Below are 12,822 nucleotides of genomic sequence, written 5' to 3'. Positions count from 1 at the left end.
GCTCTAGGGCCTTTGCCGACGTTCCCATGGGGTCGCTCCGGCGCTGTCAGGACTGCCCAGGCCGCTGCCGCCGGCCTGCTCCTCGATGGAGGCGGCGACGACTTGGGGATCGGCGGGCTTGGCCATGTCTTCGGACTCGGTGTCCACCCGGTCGGCGATGTTGGGCGCGTCGCGCCTCAGTTCCTCAAGGAGCTGAATGATCTTGGCGCTTTTCTTGTCGGCCAGCAGCGCCAGCTGCAGGGTCAGTTGGGCGCGGCGGTCGGCAAGCTGGTCCTCGCGCCTCTGGGTCACCAGGATCAGGATCGCCACCAGCAGGGCGGCCAGGGTGGCGGCCAATTCCAGCCAGGCGAATGACGGTTGATCGACCCGGCCGCCCCCGCGCCACGCCGCCAAGCCCGCCCAGCCTGCGATCACCACGGTCAGAAAGACGACGGCGGCGGGCCGGCCGAGCCGCTCTGTGGCGCTGTCGATCAACCGCTGAAGGCTGCTGGCCCGCCGGTAATGGTCGCGATGAAGGCAGGCGACGGCCTCGACCGTATCAACCTCATGGTCGGCGAGGCCATCGGCGGCGCGATGGGATGGTCCACCCGGACCCTCGGTGTCGGCCATCGTCTGTATCTCCCTGGGCAGCCCGGGAGACTGTCAGTCACCGCAACGGCGCCCGTTGCTCATCGTTCCCGCTCACCAGATCTCGCGAGGTGTTCAGCAAAACCTAGGTCAAGCGAGCTGCCGCCCAAGCCTTGGCGGTAACGGACGTTTCGCGGATCTAGCGGACCAGAACCCGTTCCAGCAGGATCGCCGCGACCGACAGGGTGACGCAGGAGGCGGCCGTGGTCAGGGCCACGATCCGCGCCCCGCCGCGTTCGAACACACTGTAGGCCTTGGTCTGGATGAACACATTGACCGCCGTCGGGGTGGCGGCCATCAGTGTCGCGCCAAGGCGGAAGATCAGCGGCGCGTCGACCAGGCCGGTGGCGAACCAGGTGGCGATGGGCAAGAGGATCAGCTTGGCCACGGCGGCGACGACGATTGGGCCCCAGCGCGGGATCGGGGCCGGTTCCTCGGTGGGGGGATCGGAAGGAACACCGGCGGCCGGCAGGCCCGTCAGGCCCAGCGCCACGCCCAAGGCGACCAAGGCCGCGGGGCTACCCGAGGCCGCTGCGGCGCCAACCGCGCGATCCAGCACGTCGGGCAGGCGCAGGGCAAGGAGGGCCATGGCGGTGCCGGTGATGGCGGCCAGCACGATCGGATTGCGCAAGGCCTGCATCAGCGAGCGCCAGGTCGAGCGTCCGCCGGCCCAGCCCAGCAGGCCTACGCCGATGGCCGCAACGACCACGAAATCGACCGCCACAACGCCCGCCGACACGCGGGCGGCCTCGGGGCCAAGCACGGCGGCGGCGATCGGCAGGCCCAGGAAGGCGCTGTTGCCCAAGCTCGCCGACAAGGCGCCCCCGGCCCGTTCCTCACGGGTCCAGCGGAGCGCGACGCCCAGAGCGACCATCAAGGCCACCACCAGCAAGGCGCAGGCGCCATAGGCCGACAGCCCCAGGGTCAGGGCGCGATCGGGGATACCGACCCGCGACAGCGAATGGATGAGCAGGGCGGGAAAGCCGATCCAGTAGACATAGCTCGACAGGCCGGTCGACATCCGGGCGTCGAACAGCCGCAGCCGCGCCAGGGTGACCCCGGCCGCGACCAGCAGGAAGAAGGGCAGCACCCGCTGCGGCACGTCGAACAGCAGGGGGATCAAGGCGCTACCAGGAAGCTACGGGACGATGACACGCGGCGGTCTCCGCCCAGGTGGGCCGCAGGTCGATACCATTGGCGGCGGCCGGCGGTCTAGCGCCCGATCAGCGCTCGTCTTGCGGCAGGCGCACATGCACCAGCTTCCACTCGAACAGCTTGCCGCGCTGGAAAGTGAAGACCGTGGTCTTGTCCGCCGCATCGGGCCGTTTGACGGCGATCCGCACGCGGTTGGGATCCCAGTAGGCGATGGCGGCGTGCGGTCCGGTGACGGCGGCCTTGGCCTTGTCCATGGCGGTGACGGGCTTGGCGGCGGCGGTCGGCGCCATGCCCGGCGGATAGCCGCGGGTCAGGGCCGACAGCCCCGCGACGGTCAGATAGCGATCCACCTTCGGCTCGCGCGGCGCGATCGGCTCGATGGCCCGCTTGAAGACCCCCAGCGGGTCGCGCCAGATCGACGGCGGTTCGGCCGGCGCCACGGCGGCGGGCTCGGCGTCGTTCAACTCGCTGGTGAGGCTGCGACGCACCGCGGGAAAATCGACCAGTTCGCTGATCGCTTGCACGTCCTCGTACTGGGCGGCGGCCTTGAGGGCGCGAAAGGCAAACCAGGGTGCGGTGGCGAAGGCGGCGGCGAAGACGAAGATCGCCAGGACCACCAGGTCCCACAGCCGTTTCTGAAAGGTCATCGCCGCCCCCGCGCGAAGAAGGTTAACGCCAGCATAGACACCCTAATCCCCGGCGCGCCGCAAGGCTTCTCGCGCCACGCGAGCATGGGATTTCAGACAGTACGCCCGCAAACACCGACCTGCCTTGCCAGACCGCTCCAATCCATGGAAATCGTCAATGCGCCGCGACCCGCCTTGTCCCTCAATTGAAAGCGATCCTGTGTCCGAAGCTGACTTCCCTATCGTCATCTTCCACAACCGCAGCCTGCGGGACCTCGCGCAACGTCGTGGCCATCGTCGAGGCGGCGGGCTATGCGCCGACGGTCGTCAAGTATCTGAGCGTCGGCTGGACGGGCGACCAATTGCGCGACCTGTCGGCTCGGGGGGTGGCGTGTCTCCGCGACCTGTTGCGCGAGATGGGCGCCCCGGCCGGCGAGCTGGGCTTGGCGGACGGGACGGCGACCGAAGATCAGATCCTGGAGGCGACGGTCGCTACCCCCATCCTGGTCGATCGACCGATCGACCGATCGACACCTTCAGCAAGGAAGATGGCGAAATCGTCGCGCCATGTTCCTCGCGTCGCTGATCTTCCGAGCGGCGCGGCCATGATCACGCTGCGGCTCATCACTAACGACGAGGGTGCGCAGGCTGCGGCGCTCCATCGCCGGGCCGGGGCCTTGATCCCCGGCTACGACACGTCGCTTCACTCCGAAGCCGAATTCGCCGCCTTCTATCGTGACAGGGTGATGGTCGAGGGTCCTGTCTGGGGCGCGTTCGAGGACGCCATCCTTCGTGGACATCTCGCGTTGCTGCCTGGATGGATTGACCATCTCTATGTGGACCCAGATTTCCACGGGCAGGGGATCGGCGGCGCCTTGGTGCGACTTGCCCAGAGCCAGCAAGATGAACTGCGGCTCTACACATTCCAGTCAAACCTCAGAGCCCGGACTCTCTACCAGCGGCATGGCTTCCTGGTCGAAGAACTGACCGACGGCGCACGCAACGAAGAGAAGATGCCTGACGTGACCTACCACTGGCGACGCCGCTAAATTGTTTAAGCCCACCACGAACGAAAAACGCCCCCCGGTTTCCCGAGGGGCGCTGCTTCTGTTCCGTCGATGACGGTTCGCGACCTAAACCGCCATCGCGATCTTCAGGTTCTCGTCGATCTTGTCGAGGAAGCCTTCGGTGGTCAGCCACGACTGCTGGTCCCCGACCAGCAGGGCCAGGTCCTTGGTCATGAAGCCGCTCTCAACAGTGTCGACGCAGACCTTTTCCAGGGTGTGGGCGAAGGCCGTCAGTTCGGCGTTGTCATCCAGCTTGGCGCGGTGGGCCAGGCCACGGGTCCAGGCGAAGATCGACGCGATCGAGTTGGTCGAGGTGCTTTGGCCCTTCTGGTGCTGGCGATAGTGGCGGGTGACCGTGCCGTGGGCGGCCTCGGCTTCCACCGTCTTGCCGTCCGGGGTCATCAGCACCGAGGTCATCAGGCCCAGCGAGCCAAAGCCTTGGGCCACGATGTCGGATTGAACGTCGCCGTCATAGTTCTTGCAGGCCCAGACATAGCCGCCCGACCATTTGATGGCCGAGGCCACCATGTCGTCGATCAGGCGGTGCTCGTAGTGGATGCCCTTGGCCTTGAAGGCCTCGGCATATTCGGCGTCGAAGATCTCCTGGAAGATATCCTTGAAGCGGCCGTCATAGGCTTTCAGGATCGTGTTCTTCGTCGACAGATAGACCGGATAGCCGCGACCCAGGCCATAGGCGAGCGAGGCGTGGGCGAAGTCGCGGATCGACTCATCCAGATTGTACATGCCCATGGCCACGCCGGCCGACGGGGACTTGTAGATTTCGTGTTCGATCACCACGCCGTCCTCGCCGACGAACTTCATCGTCAGCGTGCCCTTGCCGGGGAACAGGAAGTCGGTGGCCTTGTACTGGTCGCCGAACGCATGGCGGCCGACGATGATCGGCTGGGTCCAGCCCGGCACCAGGCGCGGCACGTTCCGGCAGATGATCGGCTCGCGGAAGATCACGCCGCCCAGGATGTTGCGGATGGTGCCGTTCGGCGACTTCCACATCTTCTTGAGATTGAACTCGGTGACCCGCTGTTCGTCTGGGGTGATGGTGGCGCACTTGACGGCGACGCCGTGCTTCTTGGTGGCCTCGGCCGCGTCGATGGTCACCTGGTCGTTGGTGGCGTCGCGGTTCTCGACGCTGAGGTCGAAATAGTCGAGCTCCAGGTCCAGATACGGAAAGATCAGCTTGTCCTTGATCAGCTTCCAGATGATCCGGGTCATTTCATCGCCGTCCATATCGACGACGGGATTGGCGACTTTAATCTTGGCCATTGCAGGGGCTTTCCTCTGGCGGTGGCGCGCCTGTGACTCTTTGGCGCACAGGGCCCAGGAGCGGCGCGGACGGGAGGCCTATAGACTGTTGCAAGCCGCTGGGAAAGGCGAGGTCGCGACGACGTCGTCCTAGGCGGTTAAGGCGCTGATCGGGTAGGGTAAAATCTTGTTGAGGCTTGCGGGGTAACAACGGGCGTGGAGAGCCGTCGAGCCAATACCGAAGTTACGTCGCCACTTGCCCGGCGCCTGTTGGCGATCGTCGCGATCCTGTCGATCGCGGTGACTGGCGTGGCCACGGCCGTGACCTTCGTTTTTGTCCAGCGCGCCGCCGCCGACGTCCAGATCCGCCACCTGGCCGAATATGTCGCCGAGAGGGTGAAGACCGAGGACCGTCTGTTCTCGGACCTGGTCAAGGTGCACGAAGCGGCCTCGGACTCGCTGGCCCGCCGGCTTCAGGCGTTGGATTCCGCCACCGTCGACCGGGAATTCGACGCTCAGTTCCCAAAACAGGGCGACGGCACGCGACGCTCGGTCGATACGCTCTATGACGGCGGCGTGGTCGATGGTGACTACACCTACGGCATCGGCGGTTTTCTGCGCGACGCTGATAAACTGACCCGGCCTCAGAAGGCCCTGATGCTGGCCGCCACCCAAGTGGTCTCGCACACCGGCGAGGCCGAGCTAAACCGCTACGACAACTTCTACTTCTTCACGCCCGATACCCGGCTGGTGATGTTCGGTCCCAAGCGCGCCGACCGGCTGATCTACTACCGCCGCAAGGCCCCGCCGACCCTGGATATCCGCGGCGAGGAGATGAACCTCCTGACCCTGCCGCAGCAGAACCGCCAGCGGGTCATGAAGTGCACCAAGCTGATCTCCGACCCCAGTGGCCGAGGGCTGAACTCGGCCTGCGTGACGCCCTTCGACTATCACGGCCAGCAGCTTGGCGCCTGGGGCACCAGCCTGTCGCTGGACTCCTACCTGCTGCGCGCGGTGGGCGACGCCCTGCCGGGTGGGCGCAACATGATCGTCTCGTCCGACGGCGAGCTGATCGCCTTGCCGGGCCTGGCCAAGAACGGCGTGGTCGACGCCCAGACGCTGGTGCGGGCCCAGAGCGAGGAGGGCGTCGCCGACGTCGTTCGCCAGATCCGGGCGCGCGGCGACGATGTCGGCGCGATCCGCAACAAGCACCGGGTGATCGCCTATGGCCGGCTGAAGGAGCCCGACTGGTACTTCCTGATGATCTTCCCGTCCGGCGACCTCGTGTGGTCGGCGGTCAAGACCGCGTCGTGGGTGCTGCTGTTCGGCGTGCTGGGCGCGGTGGTGCAGGTGGCGCTGCTCTACCGCGTGATGCGCATCACCGTCGAACGGCCGCTGGTCGTGCTGGCCGACGCTCACCGCACGGGCAATGTCTATGAAGCCGAGCCGATCGAGACCCGCACCGACGAGATCGGCGCCCTGGCGCGAACTCTACGCAGCCAGCGCGACGGCAATATCGAGCTGCTCCGTTCGCTGGAGGAACGCGTCGCCGAACGCACGATCGAGCTGGAGCGCGCCAACCAGGCCAAGTCGGTGTTCCTGGCCAACATGTCCCACGAGCTGCGCACGCCGCTGAACGGCGTCATCGCCATCGGCGATCGGCTGGCCGAGGAGATGGATCCGGAGCGTCGCCGCCAACTGGCCGCCCTGGTCACCTCCTCGGGCCGGCTGCTCGAGCAGGTGCTCAGCGACATTCTCGACGTCTCCAAGATCGAGGCCGGTCAGTTCCAGCTGTCCTCGGCGGCGTTCGACCTGAACCAACTGGTCAATGGTGTCGCCGAACTGCACCGCGCCTCGGCCGAGGCCAAGGGACTGGATTTCAACTGGTCGCTGGAGCCCGGCTCTGAAGGCGCCTATCTGGGCGACGCCGGACGGATCAGCCAGATCCTCAACAACCTGCTGGCCAACGCCGTGAAATTTACCGCCGTGGGCGGCATCGGCCTGGTGGTCGAGCGCACCGAGGAGGGGCTCAGCTTCACGGTCAGCGATACGGGCGTCGGCTTTGACGACACCGTGCGTCGCCGCCTGTTCAAGCGCTTTGTCCAGGCGGACCAGTCGATCACTCGCCAGTTCGGCGGCACGGGCCTGGGCCTCTCGATCTGCGCGGCCCTGGCCGAGATGATGGGCGGCCGCATCGACGCCCGGGCCGTGGTGGGACGTGGGGCGATCTTCCAGGTCGATCTGCCGCTGGCCCAGGTCCAGGCCATCGAGATCGACGACGATGGCGACGGCGAGGAGGTTTCCCTGGAGGGCCTGCGCGTGCTGGTCGCCGAGGACCATCCGACCAATCAGAAGGTCGTCGAGATCGTGTTGCAGCCGTTCGACGTGATCCTGACCATGGTCGAGGACGGTCAGGCGGCGGTGGAGGCCTTCGAGGTCGGCGCCTTCGACGCGATCCTGATGGACATGCAGATGCCGATCATGGACGGCCTGACCGCTACCCGGCTGATCCGCGAGCGTGAAGCCTCCACCGGCGCGCCGCCGGTGCTGATCATCATGCTGACCGCCAATGCGATGGAAGAGCACGTCGCCGCAGCCAAGGCCGCTGGCGCCGACCTCCACCTGGCCAAGCCCATGCGGCCGGCCATGTTGCTGGAAGCCCTGGCCCGGGTGCGGATAAAGCCGCGCGCCGAGCCGATCAGCGCGGTGAGCTAGAGCCCGACTTCACCTCTCCCGCCGCCTTGATCACGATCCGCCCGACATCGGCGATCAACCGCTCCTGCTCGACCTCGCCTAGCGACGAGCCCGACAGGAATACCGCCACGGCGACCTTGCGGCCGTCCTTCAACCGATAGGTGCCGATGTCGTTGACCACCGGTGTGAAGCCTAGATCAGTGCGCGCCGTGCCGCCCATGTGGGCCAGCCCCGCCTCGTTCGGCAGGGCGGCGCGCAGGCGGCCGGGCGCCGCGGGGCTGTGGATCATTAGGCCGATCAAGCGCTGGGTCGAGGCCGGGGACAGAAGTTCGTTCTGGTTCAGAGCTTCCAAAAAGCGCACGGCGGCCAGCGGCGTGGCGGTGTCCTTCGGATCGGTCAGAGAAGCCAGGGTCGCGCGACGGCGGGCCTGGGCGGGCACGGCTCCCAGCGCCGCGCGATAGGCGGCCTCGCCCTTCCAGTCGGGGCGGAACGAGGCCAGGCCAAGACTGTCGGGCTCCAGTTGGCGGGTATAGCGATCAATATCGAGGCGCTCGATCTTGCGACTCTGCAACCAGGCGGTCACCGCGCCCGGTCCGCCGATCTCGCGCATCAAGAGGTCGGCGGCGGTGTTGTCGCTGTCACCCACCGCACGCTCCAGCAGGTCGCCGATCGTGTAGTCCTTGCGGCCTGGCCAAGCGTCGGCGATGGGGCTGTAGGGTGGCGAGAGGTCCTCGTCCTCGATCGTCACGGTCTGGTCCAGCTTCAACCGTCCGGCGTCCACCTCGGCCAGCACGGCGGCGCCCAAAGGGGCCTTGGAAACCCCTTGCAGAGGAAAGCGCCGCTCGCCGTTGAACGACATCACCTGGCCAGTGCGCAGATCCTCGACCGCCACGCCCAGGGTTCCGGACCCAGCGCGGTCGGCGACCGTCTGGAACTGGGCGGTCAAGGTGTTGGGGTCGAACAAGGGGACCTCCTGGCCCAGCATCGGCGGCTCTCCGCAGCGGACCAGCAACAGCGTCAGGGCGAGGAGGGCGGGACGGATGAGCATGCGCGGCGGTCTCTTGCGGTCTTGTGGGAGCGAGCTGGACCGTAGCTAAACGCGCGACTTGCCATTGTGGGGCTTGCACCCTGGGTGCGTCCGGCGGCAAAGGGAGGCGATGACGACGATCTTCCCCCCGCCCTGCGTGATCCTCAACCATCCGCAGATGGCCGAAAACATCGGCGCGGTCGCCCGGGTCATGGCCAATTTCGGGCTCGAGGACCTGCGCCTGGTCAAGCCGCGCGACGGCTGGCCGCAGGAACGCGCCTGGCCCAGCGCCTCGGGCGCCACCTGGCCGCTCGACAACGCCAAGGTGTTCGACACCCTGGCCGAGGCCATCGCCGACCTGAAGCTGGTGTTCGCCACCACCGCCCGTCCCCGCGAGACCCGCCTGCCTGTGGTCACCCCGCGCGAGGCCGCCGCCCAGCTGTCGGACGAGGTGGGCCAGGGCCATGCCGTCGGCCTGCTGTTCGGCGGCGAGCGGGCCGGACTGGAGACTGACGACATCGCGATGTGCCAGGCGATCATCAGCATTCCGATCGCCGAGCGCTTCCGGTCGCTGAACCTGGCCCAGGCGGTTTCGATCACCGCCTATGAGTGGAAGCTGACGGTCGACGACCGGCCGTGGGTGAAGTTCGAGCAGAACGTCGAGCCGCCGGCCGACCAGTCCAGCCTGCTGGGCCTCTACGCCCAACTGGAGGAGCAGCTGGAGGAGGCGGGCTTCTATCACCCGCCCGAGAAGAAGCCGTCGATGGTCCGCAACCTGCGCGCCCCGCTGGCAAGGGCCCGGTTAACCGAGCAGGAGGTCCGCACCTTCCGCGGCGTGGTCACGGCGCTATCGCGCGGCCGCGGCCGGGTGCTTGCCAAGCTGGCGGCGCAGAAGGCGGCGAAGGCCGATAAATAAATCTTCTCCCCTCCGGGAGAGGGTTTCAGAACTTCACCCCTCCCACTGAAACACCCGCTCCACGCCCACTCCGAAAACCTGGGCGATGCGGAAGGCGGCTTCCAGGGAGGGGGAGTATTTGCCCTGCTCGATGGCGGCGATGGTCTGGCGGGTCATGCCGATGCGCTGCGCGAGATCGGCCTGGGTCATCTCGCCGTGCTCGAAGCGCAGGCGGCGGATGTCGTTCTTGATCGGGGGCGGGGCGGGCATGGCTCAGCCCGCCCGCCGGTAGCCGAGGATGATCCCGCCGTGCCGGGTGAGTTCCGAGACCGCGAGAGCCAGGATCACCGCATGGGCCATCAGGGTCTTGTCGGCGAAATAGACCGTGATCGCCGCGCCCATCGCCGCCACCTGCAACACGTAGAAAGCCCGCGTCGAAGCCTCCAGATCAATCAGCCGCTCGCGCTCGTCCTGGGCGGTGCGGGGCTCGCGCGACAGGGCCGCCAGCGCGATCTGCAAGCCGACCTGCAAGACCACCAGCACCAATATGCAGGCTGTCAACGGCCCGGCGAAGCCGAGGGACCGGCCCTCGATCGCCATCTTGCCGACATAGGCGACATAGGCGACATAGACGATCAGGGTCGTCCAGAACGAAACCCACGCACTCTTTTCTCGCAGAGCCATGGCCTGCTCCTGTGATGTAAAATATCTTGTACATAACGTCTGCTAAGGGCGTCAGCATGTCAAATATACTTTACACAAGGCGGCACGGTTCGTCGGAGAAGATCGCGCTGGGACTGGCCCGCGCCGTCAAGCCTTGGCAAGGTGCCGCCGACTCACGTTCCGGAGAGCTTTCGATGAAAACCCGCGCCGCCGTCGCTTTTGCCGCCAAGCAGCCGCTGGAGATCGTCGAGGTCGACCTGGAAGGGCCAAAGGCCGGCGAAGTGCTGATCGAGATCAAGGCCACCGGCGTCTGCCACACCGACGCCTACACGCTGGACGGGCTGGACTCCGAGGGTCTGTTTCCCTCGATCCTGGGCCACGAAGGCGCGGGCGTGGTGGTCGAGGTGGGGGCCGGTGTCACCAGCCTGGCCGTCGGCGACCACGTGATCCCGCTCTACACGCCCGAATGTCGGCAGTGCAAAAGCTGCCTTTCCGGCAAGACCAACCTGTGCACGGCGATCCGCGCCACCCAGGGCAAGGGCCTGATGCCCGATGGCACGAGCCGCTTCTCCTACAAGGGCCAGACCATCCACCATTATATGGGCTGCTCGACCTTCTCGAACTTCACCGTGCTGCCCGAGATCGCCGTGGCCCGGATCCGCAAGGACGCGCCGTTCAAGAGCGCCTGCTATTGTGGTTGCGGCGTGACCACGGGTGTGGGGGCCGTGGTCAACACCGCCAAGGTCGAGCCGGGCGCCAATGCCGTGGTCTTCGGCCTAGGCGGCATAGGCCTCAACGTGCTGCAGGGCCTGAAACTTGTGGGCGCCGACAAGATCATCGGCGTCGACATCAACCCGGACCGCGAGGACTGGGGCCGCAGGTTCGGCATGACCCACTTCGTCAATCCCAAGGACGTGCCGGGCGGCGACGTGGTGGCCCATCTGGTGGCTTTGACGGACGGCGGCGCGGATTACAGCTTCGACTGCACCGGCAACACCACGGTGATGCGCCAGGCTCTGGAATGCTGTCACCGCGGCTGGGGGACGAGCATCATCGTCGGCGTGGCCGAGGCGGGCAAGGAAATTTCCACCCGACCCTTCCAACTGGTCACCGGCCGGGTCTGGAAGGGCACGGCCTTCGGCGGCGCGCGCGGCCGCACCGACACGCCGAAGATCGTCGACTGGTACATGGACGGCAAGATCCAGATCGACCCGATGATCACCCACGTCCTGCCGCTCGATCGCATCAACGAGGCGTTTGATTTGATGCACGCGGGGACAAGCATTCGGACGGTGGTGACGTTCTAGATCTCTATAATCCGCTCATCCCGGCGAATGCCGGGACCCAGGTGAAACCCACCAACCGCTCAGGCTGAATCTGGGTTCCGGCATTCGCCGGGATGAGCGGATTGGGGATCTTTGGTCAGGTACCGAAATGTCCAACCTCGAGACCCTCGCCACCCACCGCACCCAAGGCGGGACCCTGCGCTACTGCCAGCACGACAGCGCCAGTACCGGCACGCCAATGAAGTTCACCGTCTGGACGCCTGGACCAGACAAGAATTGCGGGAAGAGACCATTCCCCTATCTCGTCTGGCTGTCGGGCCTGACCTGCACCGAGGACAACTTCACCACCAAGTCTGGCGTCTACGCCTACGCGGCCCAGCAAGGGATCGCCATCGTAGCGCCCGACACCAGCCCGCGAGGGGAAGGGGTGGCCGACGATCCGGCCTATGACCTGGGGCAGGGGGCGAGCTTCTATGTCGACGCCACCCAGGCGCCGTGGGCGTCGCACTTCTCGATGTATTCCTACGTCACCAAGGACCTGTTGGAGGCCGTCGACGGCGCCTTCCCGCTAGATCCGGCCCGGCGGGGGATCTTCGGCCACTCGATGGGCGGCCACGGGGCGCTGACGATCGCCCTGCGCAACCCCGACCGCTTCAAGTCGGTCAGCGCCTTCTCGCCGATCGTCTCGCCGCTGAACTGCCCGTGGGGCGACAAGGCCCTGACCGCCTATCTGGGCGAGGACCGCGCCGCCTGGCGGGCCCATGATGCTGTCGCCCTGATCGAGGACGGCGCGGGCGCCGCCTTCGACGAGATCCTGATCGACCAAGGCCTGGCCGACAACTTCCTCGAAAACCAGCTGAAGCCCGAACTGCTAGAAGCCGCGGCCGCCAAAGCGGGCCGCAAGGTCACCGTCCGCCGCCAAGAAGGCTACGACCACAGCTACTTCTTCATTGCCACCTTCATCGGTGAGCACGTGGCATGGCACGCGGCCAGGCTTTAGGCAGCTTTGAGGGGCGCCGTCGTCGTGATACGGTCGAAACCATGACCCCCGAACCCTCAATCTTCGATCAAGTCGATGACGAGTCGGAAACAGCTGCTGACGCCGAAGGTCTAGCGGACCTAGAGGCTGGACGGGTGGTGCCTCATGCTGAGGTGGCAGCCTGGCTAGACACTTGGGGCGCAGCTGACGAAAAGCCAGCACCGGCGTCGTGGTTCAAGTAATCTGGACGCGCCGAGCGCTTTCGGATTTGGCGGCGCTCCGGGCCTATATAGGCCAGTTCAGTCCACTCGCCGCCCAACGTATGGCCATTCGGCTCAAGCGGGCTGGCGACAGTCTTGGCGAGCATCCCGAGCGAACCCGATCGATCGGGCCAAGCCTGAGAGAATTCACGGCCATTCCACCCTATATTCTGCGCTATCAGGTGACGCTTGAGGCAGTGGTCATCATCCGGATAAGGCACGGCGCCCAGCAGGATGATTAGGTCCTACACCCGTTGACTCCCCGCATCCCCTCCGCCATAAA

The 12,822-nt window shown here is 66.3% G+C and carries 14 protein-coding genes; 7 read left to right on the top strand and 7 right to left on the bottom strand.

What is annotated here, in order from left to right; translation table 11 throughout:
* Nucleotides 1-3: 3 nt before the first annotated feature.
* The 3 genes from ACP696_RS17640 to ACP696_RS17630 form a co-directional block, all read right to left on the bottom strand.
* Complete coding sequence (locus ACP696_RS17640; RefSeq protein ID WP_426044105.1) at nucleotides 4-609, bottom strand: DUF1003 domain-containing protein; 606 nt, start codon at nucleotides 607-609, stop codon at nucleotides 4-6.
* A 157-nt stretch (nucleotides 610-766) separates the two neighbouring features.
* Nucleotides 767-1,750: an AEC family transporter gene (locus ACP696_RS17635; protein WP_426013965.1), complete on the bottom strand. Its 984-nt coding sequence runs from the start codon at nucleotides 1,748-1,750 to the stop codon at nucleotides 767-769.
* 100 nt (nucleotides 1,751-1,850) lie between these two features.
* Complete coding sequence (locus ACP696_RS17630) at nucleotides 1,851-2,429, bottom strand: DUF2939 domain-containing protein (RefSeq protein ID WP_426013964.1); 579 nt, start codon at nucleotides 2,427-2,429, stop codon at nucleotides 1,851-1,853.
* A gap of 266 nt (nucleotides 2,430-2,695) precedes the next feature.
* Here ACP696_RS17630 and ACP696_RS17625 point away from each other — a divergent pair, with 266 nt between their 5' ends.
* On the top strand, nucleotides 2,696-3,457 hold the full coding sequence (locus tag ACP696_RS17625) for a GNAT family N-acetyltransferase (RefSeq protein WP_426013962.1): 762 nt from the start codon (nucleotides 2,696-2,698) through the stop codon (nucleotides 3,455-3,457).
* 84 nt (nucleotides 3,458-3,541) lie between these two features.
* Here ACP696_RS17625 and ACP696_RS17620 read toward each other — a convergent pair whose 3' ends face one another.
* A complete protein-coding gene (locus tag ACP696_RS17620; protein WP_426013960.1) occupies nucleotides 3,542-4,756 on the bottom strand; it encodes an NADP-dependent isocitrate dehydrogenase in 1,215 nt (404 codons plus the stop codon).
* Between the two features lie 195 nt (nucleotides 4,757-4,951).
* On the opposite strand from ACP696_RS17620, the gene ACP696_RS17615 reads away from it, so the two are divergent.
* Complete coding sequence (locus tag ACP696_RS17615; RefSeq protein WP_426013959.1) at nucleotides 4,952-7,450, top strand: ATP-binding protein; 2,499 nt, start codon at nucleotides 4,952-4,954, stop codon at nucleotides 7,448-7,450.
* Here the strand turns inward: ACP696_RS17615 and bla are convergent.
* Entirely contained in the window at nucleotides 7,434-8,477 is a 1,044-nt protein-coding gene (gene bla, locus ACP696_RS17610) for a class A beta-lactamase (protein WP_426013957.1), read from the bottom strand. The two genes, ACP696_RS17615 and bla, sit on opposite strands and share 17 nt — an antisense overlap.
* A gap of 109 nt (nucleotides 8,478-8,586) precedes the next feature.
* Here bla and ACP696_RS17605 point away from each other — a divergent pair, with 109 nt between their 5' ends.
* A complete protein-coding gene (locus tag ACP696_RS17605) occupies nucleotides 8,587-9,372 on the top strand; it encodes an RNA methyltransferase (protein ID WP_426013955.1) in 786 nt (261 codons plus the stop codon).
* Nucleotides 9,373-9,405: 33 nt separating this feature from the next.
* Here the strand turns inward: ACP696_RS17605 and ACP696_RS17600 are convergent, their stop codons facing one another.
* Entirely contained in the window at nucleotides 9,406-9,621 is a 216-nt protein-coding gene (locus ACP696_RS17600; RefSeq protein ID WP_426013954.1) for a helix-turn-helix transcriptional regulator, read from the bottom strand.
* 3 nt (nucleotides 9,622-9,624) lie between these two features.
* Nucleotides 9,625-10,035 carry a hypothetical protein gene (locus ACP696_RS17595; protein WP_426013952.1) on the bottom strand — a complete coding sequence of 137 codons (411 nt, stop codon included), beginning with the start codon at nucleotides 10,033-10,035 and terminating at the stop codon, nucleotides 9,625-9,627.
* A 173-nt stretch (nucleotides 10,036-10,208) separates the two neighbouring features.
* On the opposite strand from ACP696_RS17595, the gene ACP696_RS17590 reads away from it, so the two are divergent.
* The 4 genes from ACP696_RS17590 to ACP696_RS17575 all read left to right on the top strand — a co-directional run bounded on the left by ACP696_RS17590 (nucleotide 10,209) and on the right by ACP696_RS17575 (nucleotide 12,781).
* Nucleotides 10,209-11,321 carry an S-(hydroxymethyl)glutathione dehydrogenase/class III alcohol dehydrogenase gene (locus tag ACP696_RS17590; protein ID WP_426013950.1) on the top strand — a complete coding sequence of 371 codons (1,113 nt, stop codon included), beginning with the start codon at nucleotides 10,209-10,211 and terminating at the stop codon, nucleotides 11,319-11,321.
* Nucleotides 11,322-11,448: 127 nt separating this feature from the next.
* On the top strand, nucleotides 11,449-12,300 hold the full coding sequence (gene fghA, locus ACP696_RS17585; protein WP_426013949.1) for an S-formylglutathione hydrolase: 852 nt from the start codon (nucleotides 11,449-11,451) through the stop codon (nucleotides 12,298-12,300).
* Nucleotides 12,301-12,341: 41 nt separating this feature from the next.
* Nucleotides 12,342-12,521: an antitoxin gene (locus ACP696_RS17580; protein WP_426014229.1), complete on the top strand. Its 180-nt coding sequence runs from the start codon at nucleotides 12,342-12,344 to the stop codon at nucleotides 12,519-12,521.
* Nucleotides 12,509-12,781 carry a type II toxin-antitoxin system RelE/ParE family toxin gene (locus ACP696_RS17575; protein ID WP_426013947.1) on the top strand — a complete coding sequence of 91 codons (273 nt, stop codon included), beginning with the start codon at nucleotides 12,509-12,511 and terminating at the stop codon, nucleotides 12,779-12,781. The genes ACP696_RS17580 and ACP696_RS17575 overlap by 13 nt, the downstream gene beginning before the upstream one ends.
* Nucleotides 12,782-12,822: the final 41 nt, after the last annotated feature.

The sequence above is a fragment of the Caulobacter sp. DWR3-1-2 genome (assembly GCF_049896225.1).
Lineage (GTDB): Bacteria > Pseudomonadota > Alphaproteobacteria > Caulobacterales > Caulobacteraceae > Caulobacter.
The sequence above is the reverse complement of the archived record's forward strand: the minus strand, read 5'-3'. Positions and strand labels throughout refer to the sequence as shown.

Excerpts from the sequence above, each read along its gene's own strand:
- ACP696_RS17640 (WP_426044105.1), bottom strand. The coding sequence starts at position 609 with ATGGCCGACACCGAGGGTCCGGGTGGACCATCCCATCGCGCCGCCGAT.
- ACP696_RS17630 (WP_426013964.1), bottom strand. The coding sequence starts at position 2,429 with ATGACCTTTCAGAAACGGCTGTGGGACCTGGTGGTCCTGGCGATCTTC.
- ACP696_RS17620 (WP_426013960.1), bottom strand. The coding sequence starts at position 4,756 with ATGGCCAAGATTAAAGTCGCCAATCCCGTCGTCGATATGGACGGCGAT.
- bla (WP_426013957.1), bottom strand. The coding sequence starts at position 8,477 with ATGCTCATCCGTCCCGCCCTCCTCGCCCTGACGCTGTTGCTGGTCCGC.
- ACP696_RS17605 (WP_426013955.1), top strand. The coding sequence starts at position 8,587 with ATGACGACGATCTTCCCCCCGCCCTGCGTGATCCTCAACCATCCGCAG.
- ACP696_RS17600 (WP_426013954.1), bottom strand. The coding sequence starts at position 9,621 with ATGCCCGCCCCGCCCCCGATCAAGAACGACATCCGCCGCCTGCGCTTC.
- ACP696_RS17595 (WP_426013952.1), bottom strand. The coding sequence starts at position 10,035 with ATGGCTCTGCGAGAAAAGAGTGCGTGGGTTTCGTTCTGGACGACCCTG.
- ACP696_RS17590 (WP_426013950.1), top strand. The coding sequence starts at position 10,209 with ATGAAAACCCGCGCCGCCGTCGCTTTTGCCGCCAAGCAGCCGCTGGAG.
- fghA (WP_426013949.1), top strand. The coding sequence starts at position 11,449 with ATGTCCAACCTCGAGACCCTCGCCACCCACCGCACCCAAGGCGGGACC.
- ACP696_RS17580 (WP_426014229.1), top strand. The coding sequence starts at position 12,342 with ATGACCCCCGAACCCTCAATCTTCGATCAAGTCGATGACGAGTCGGAA.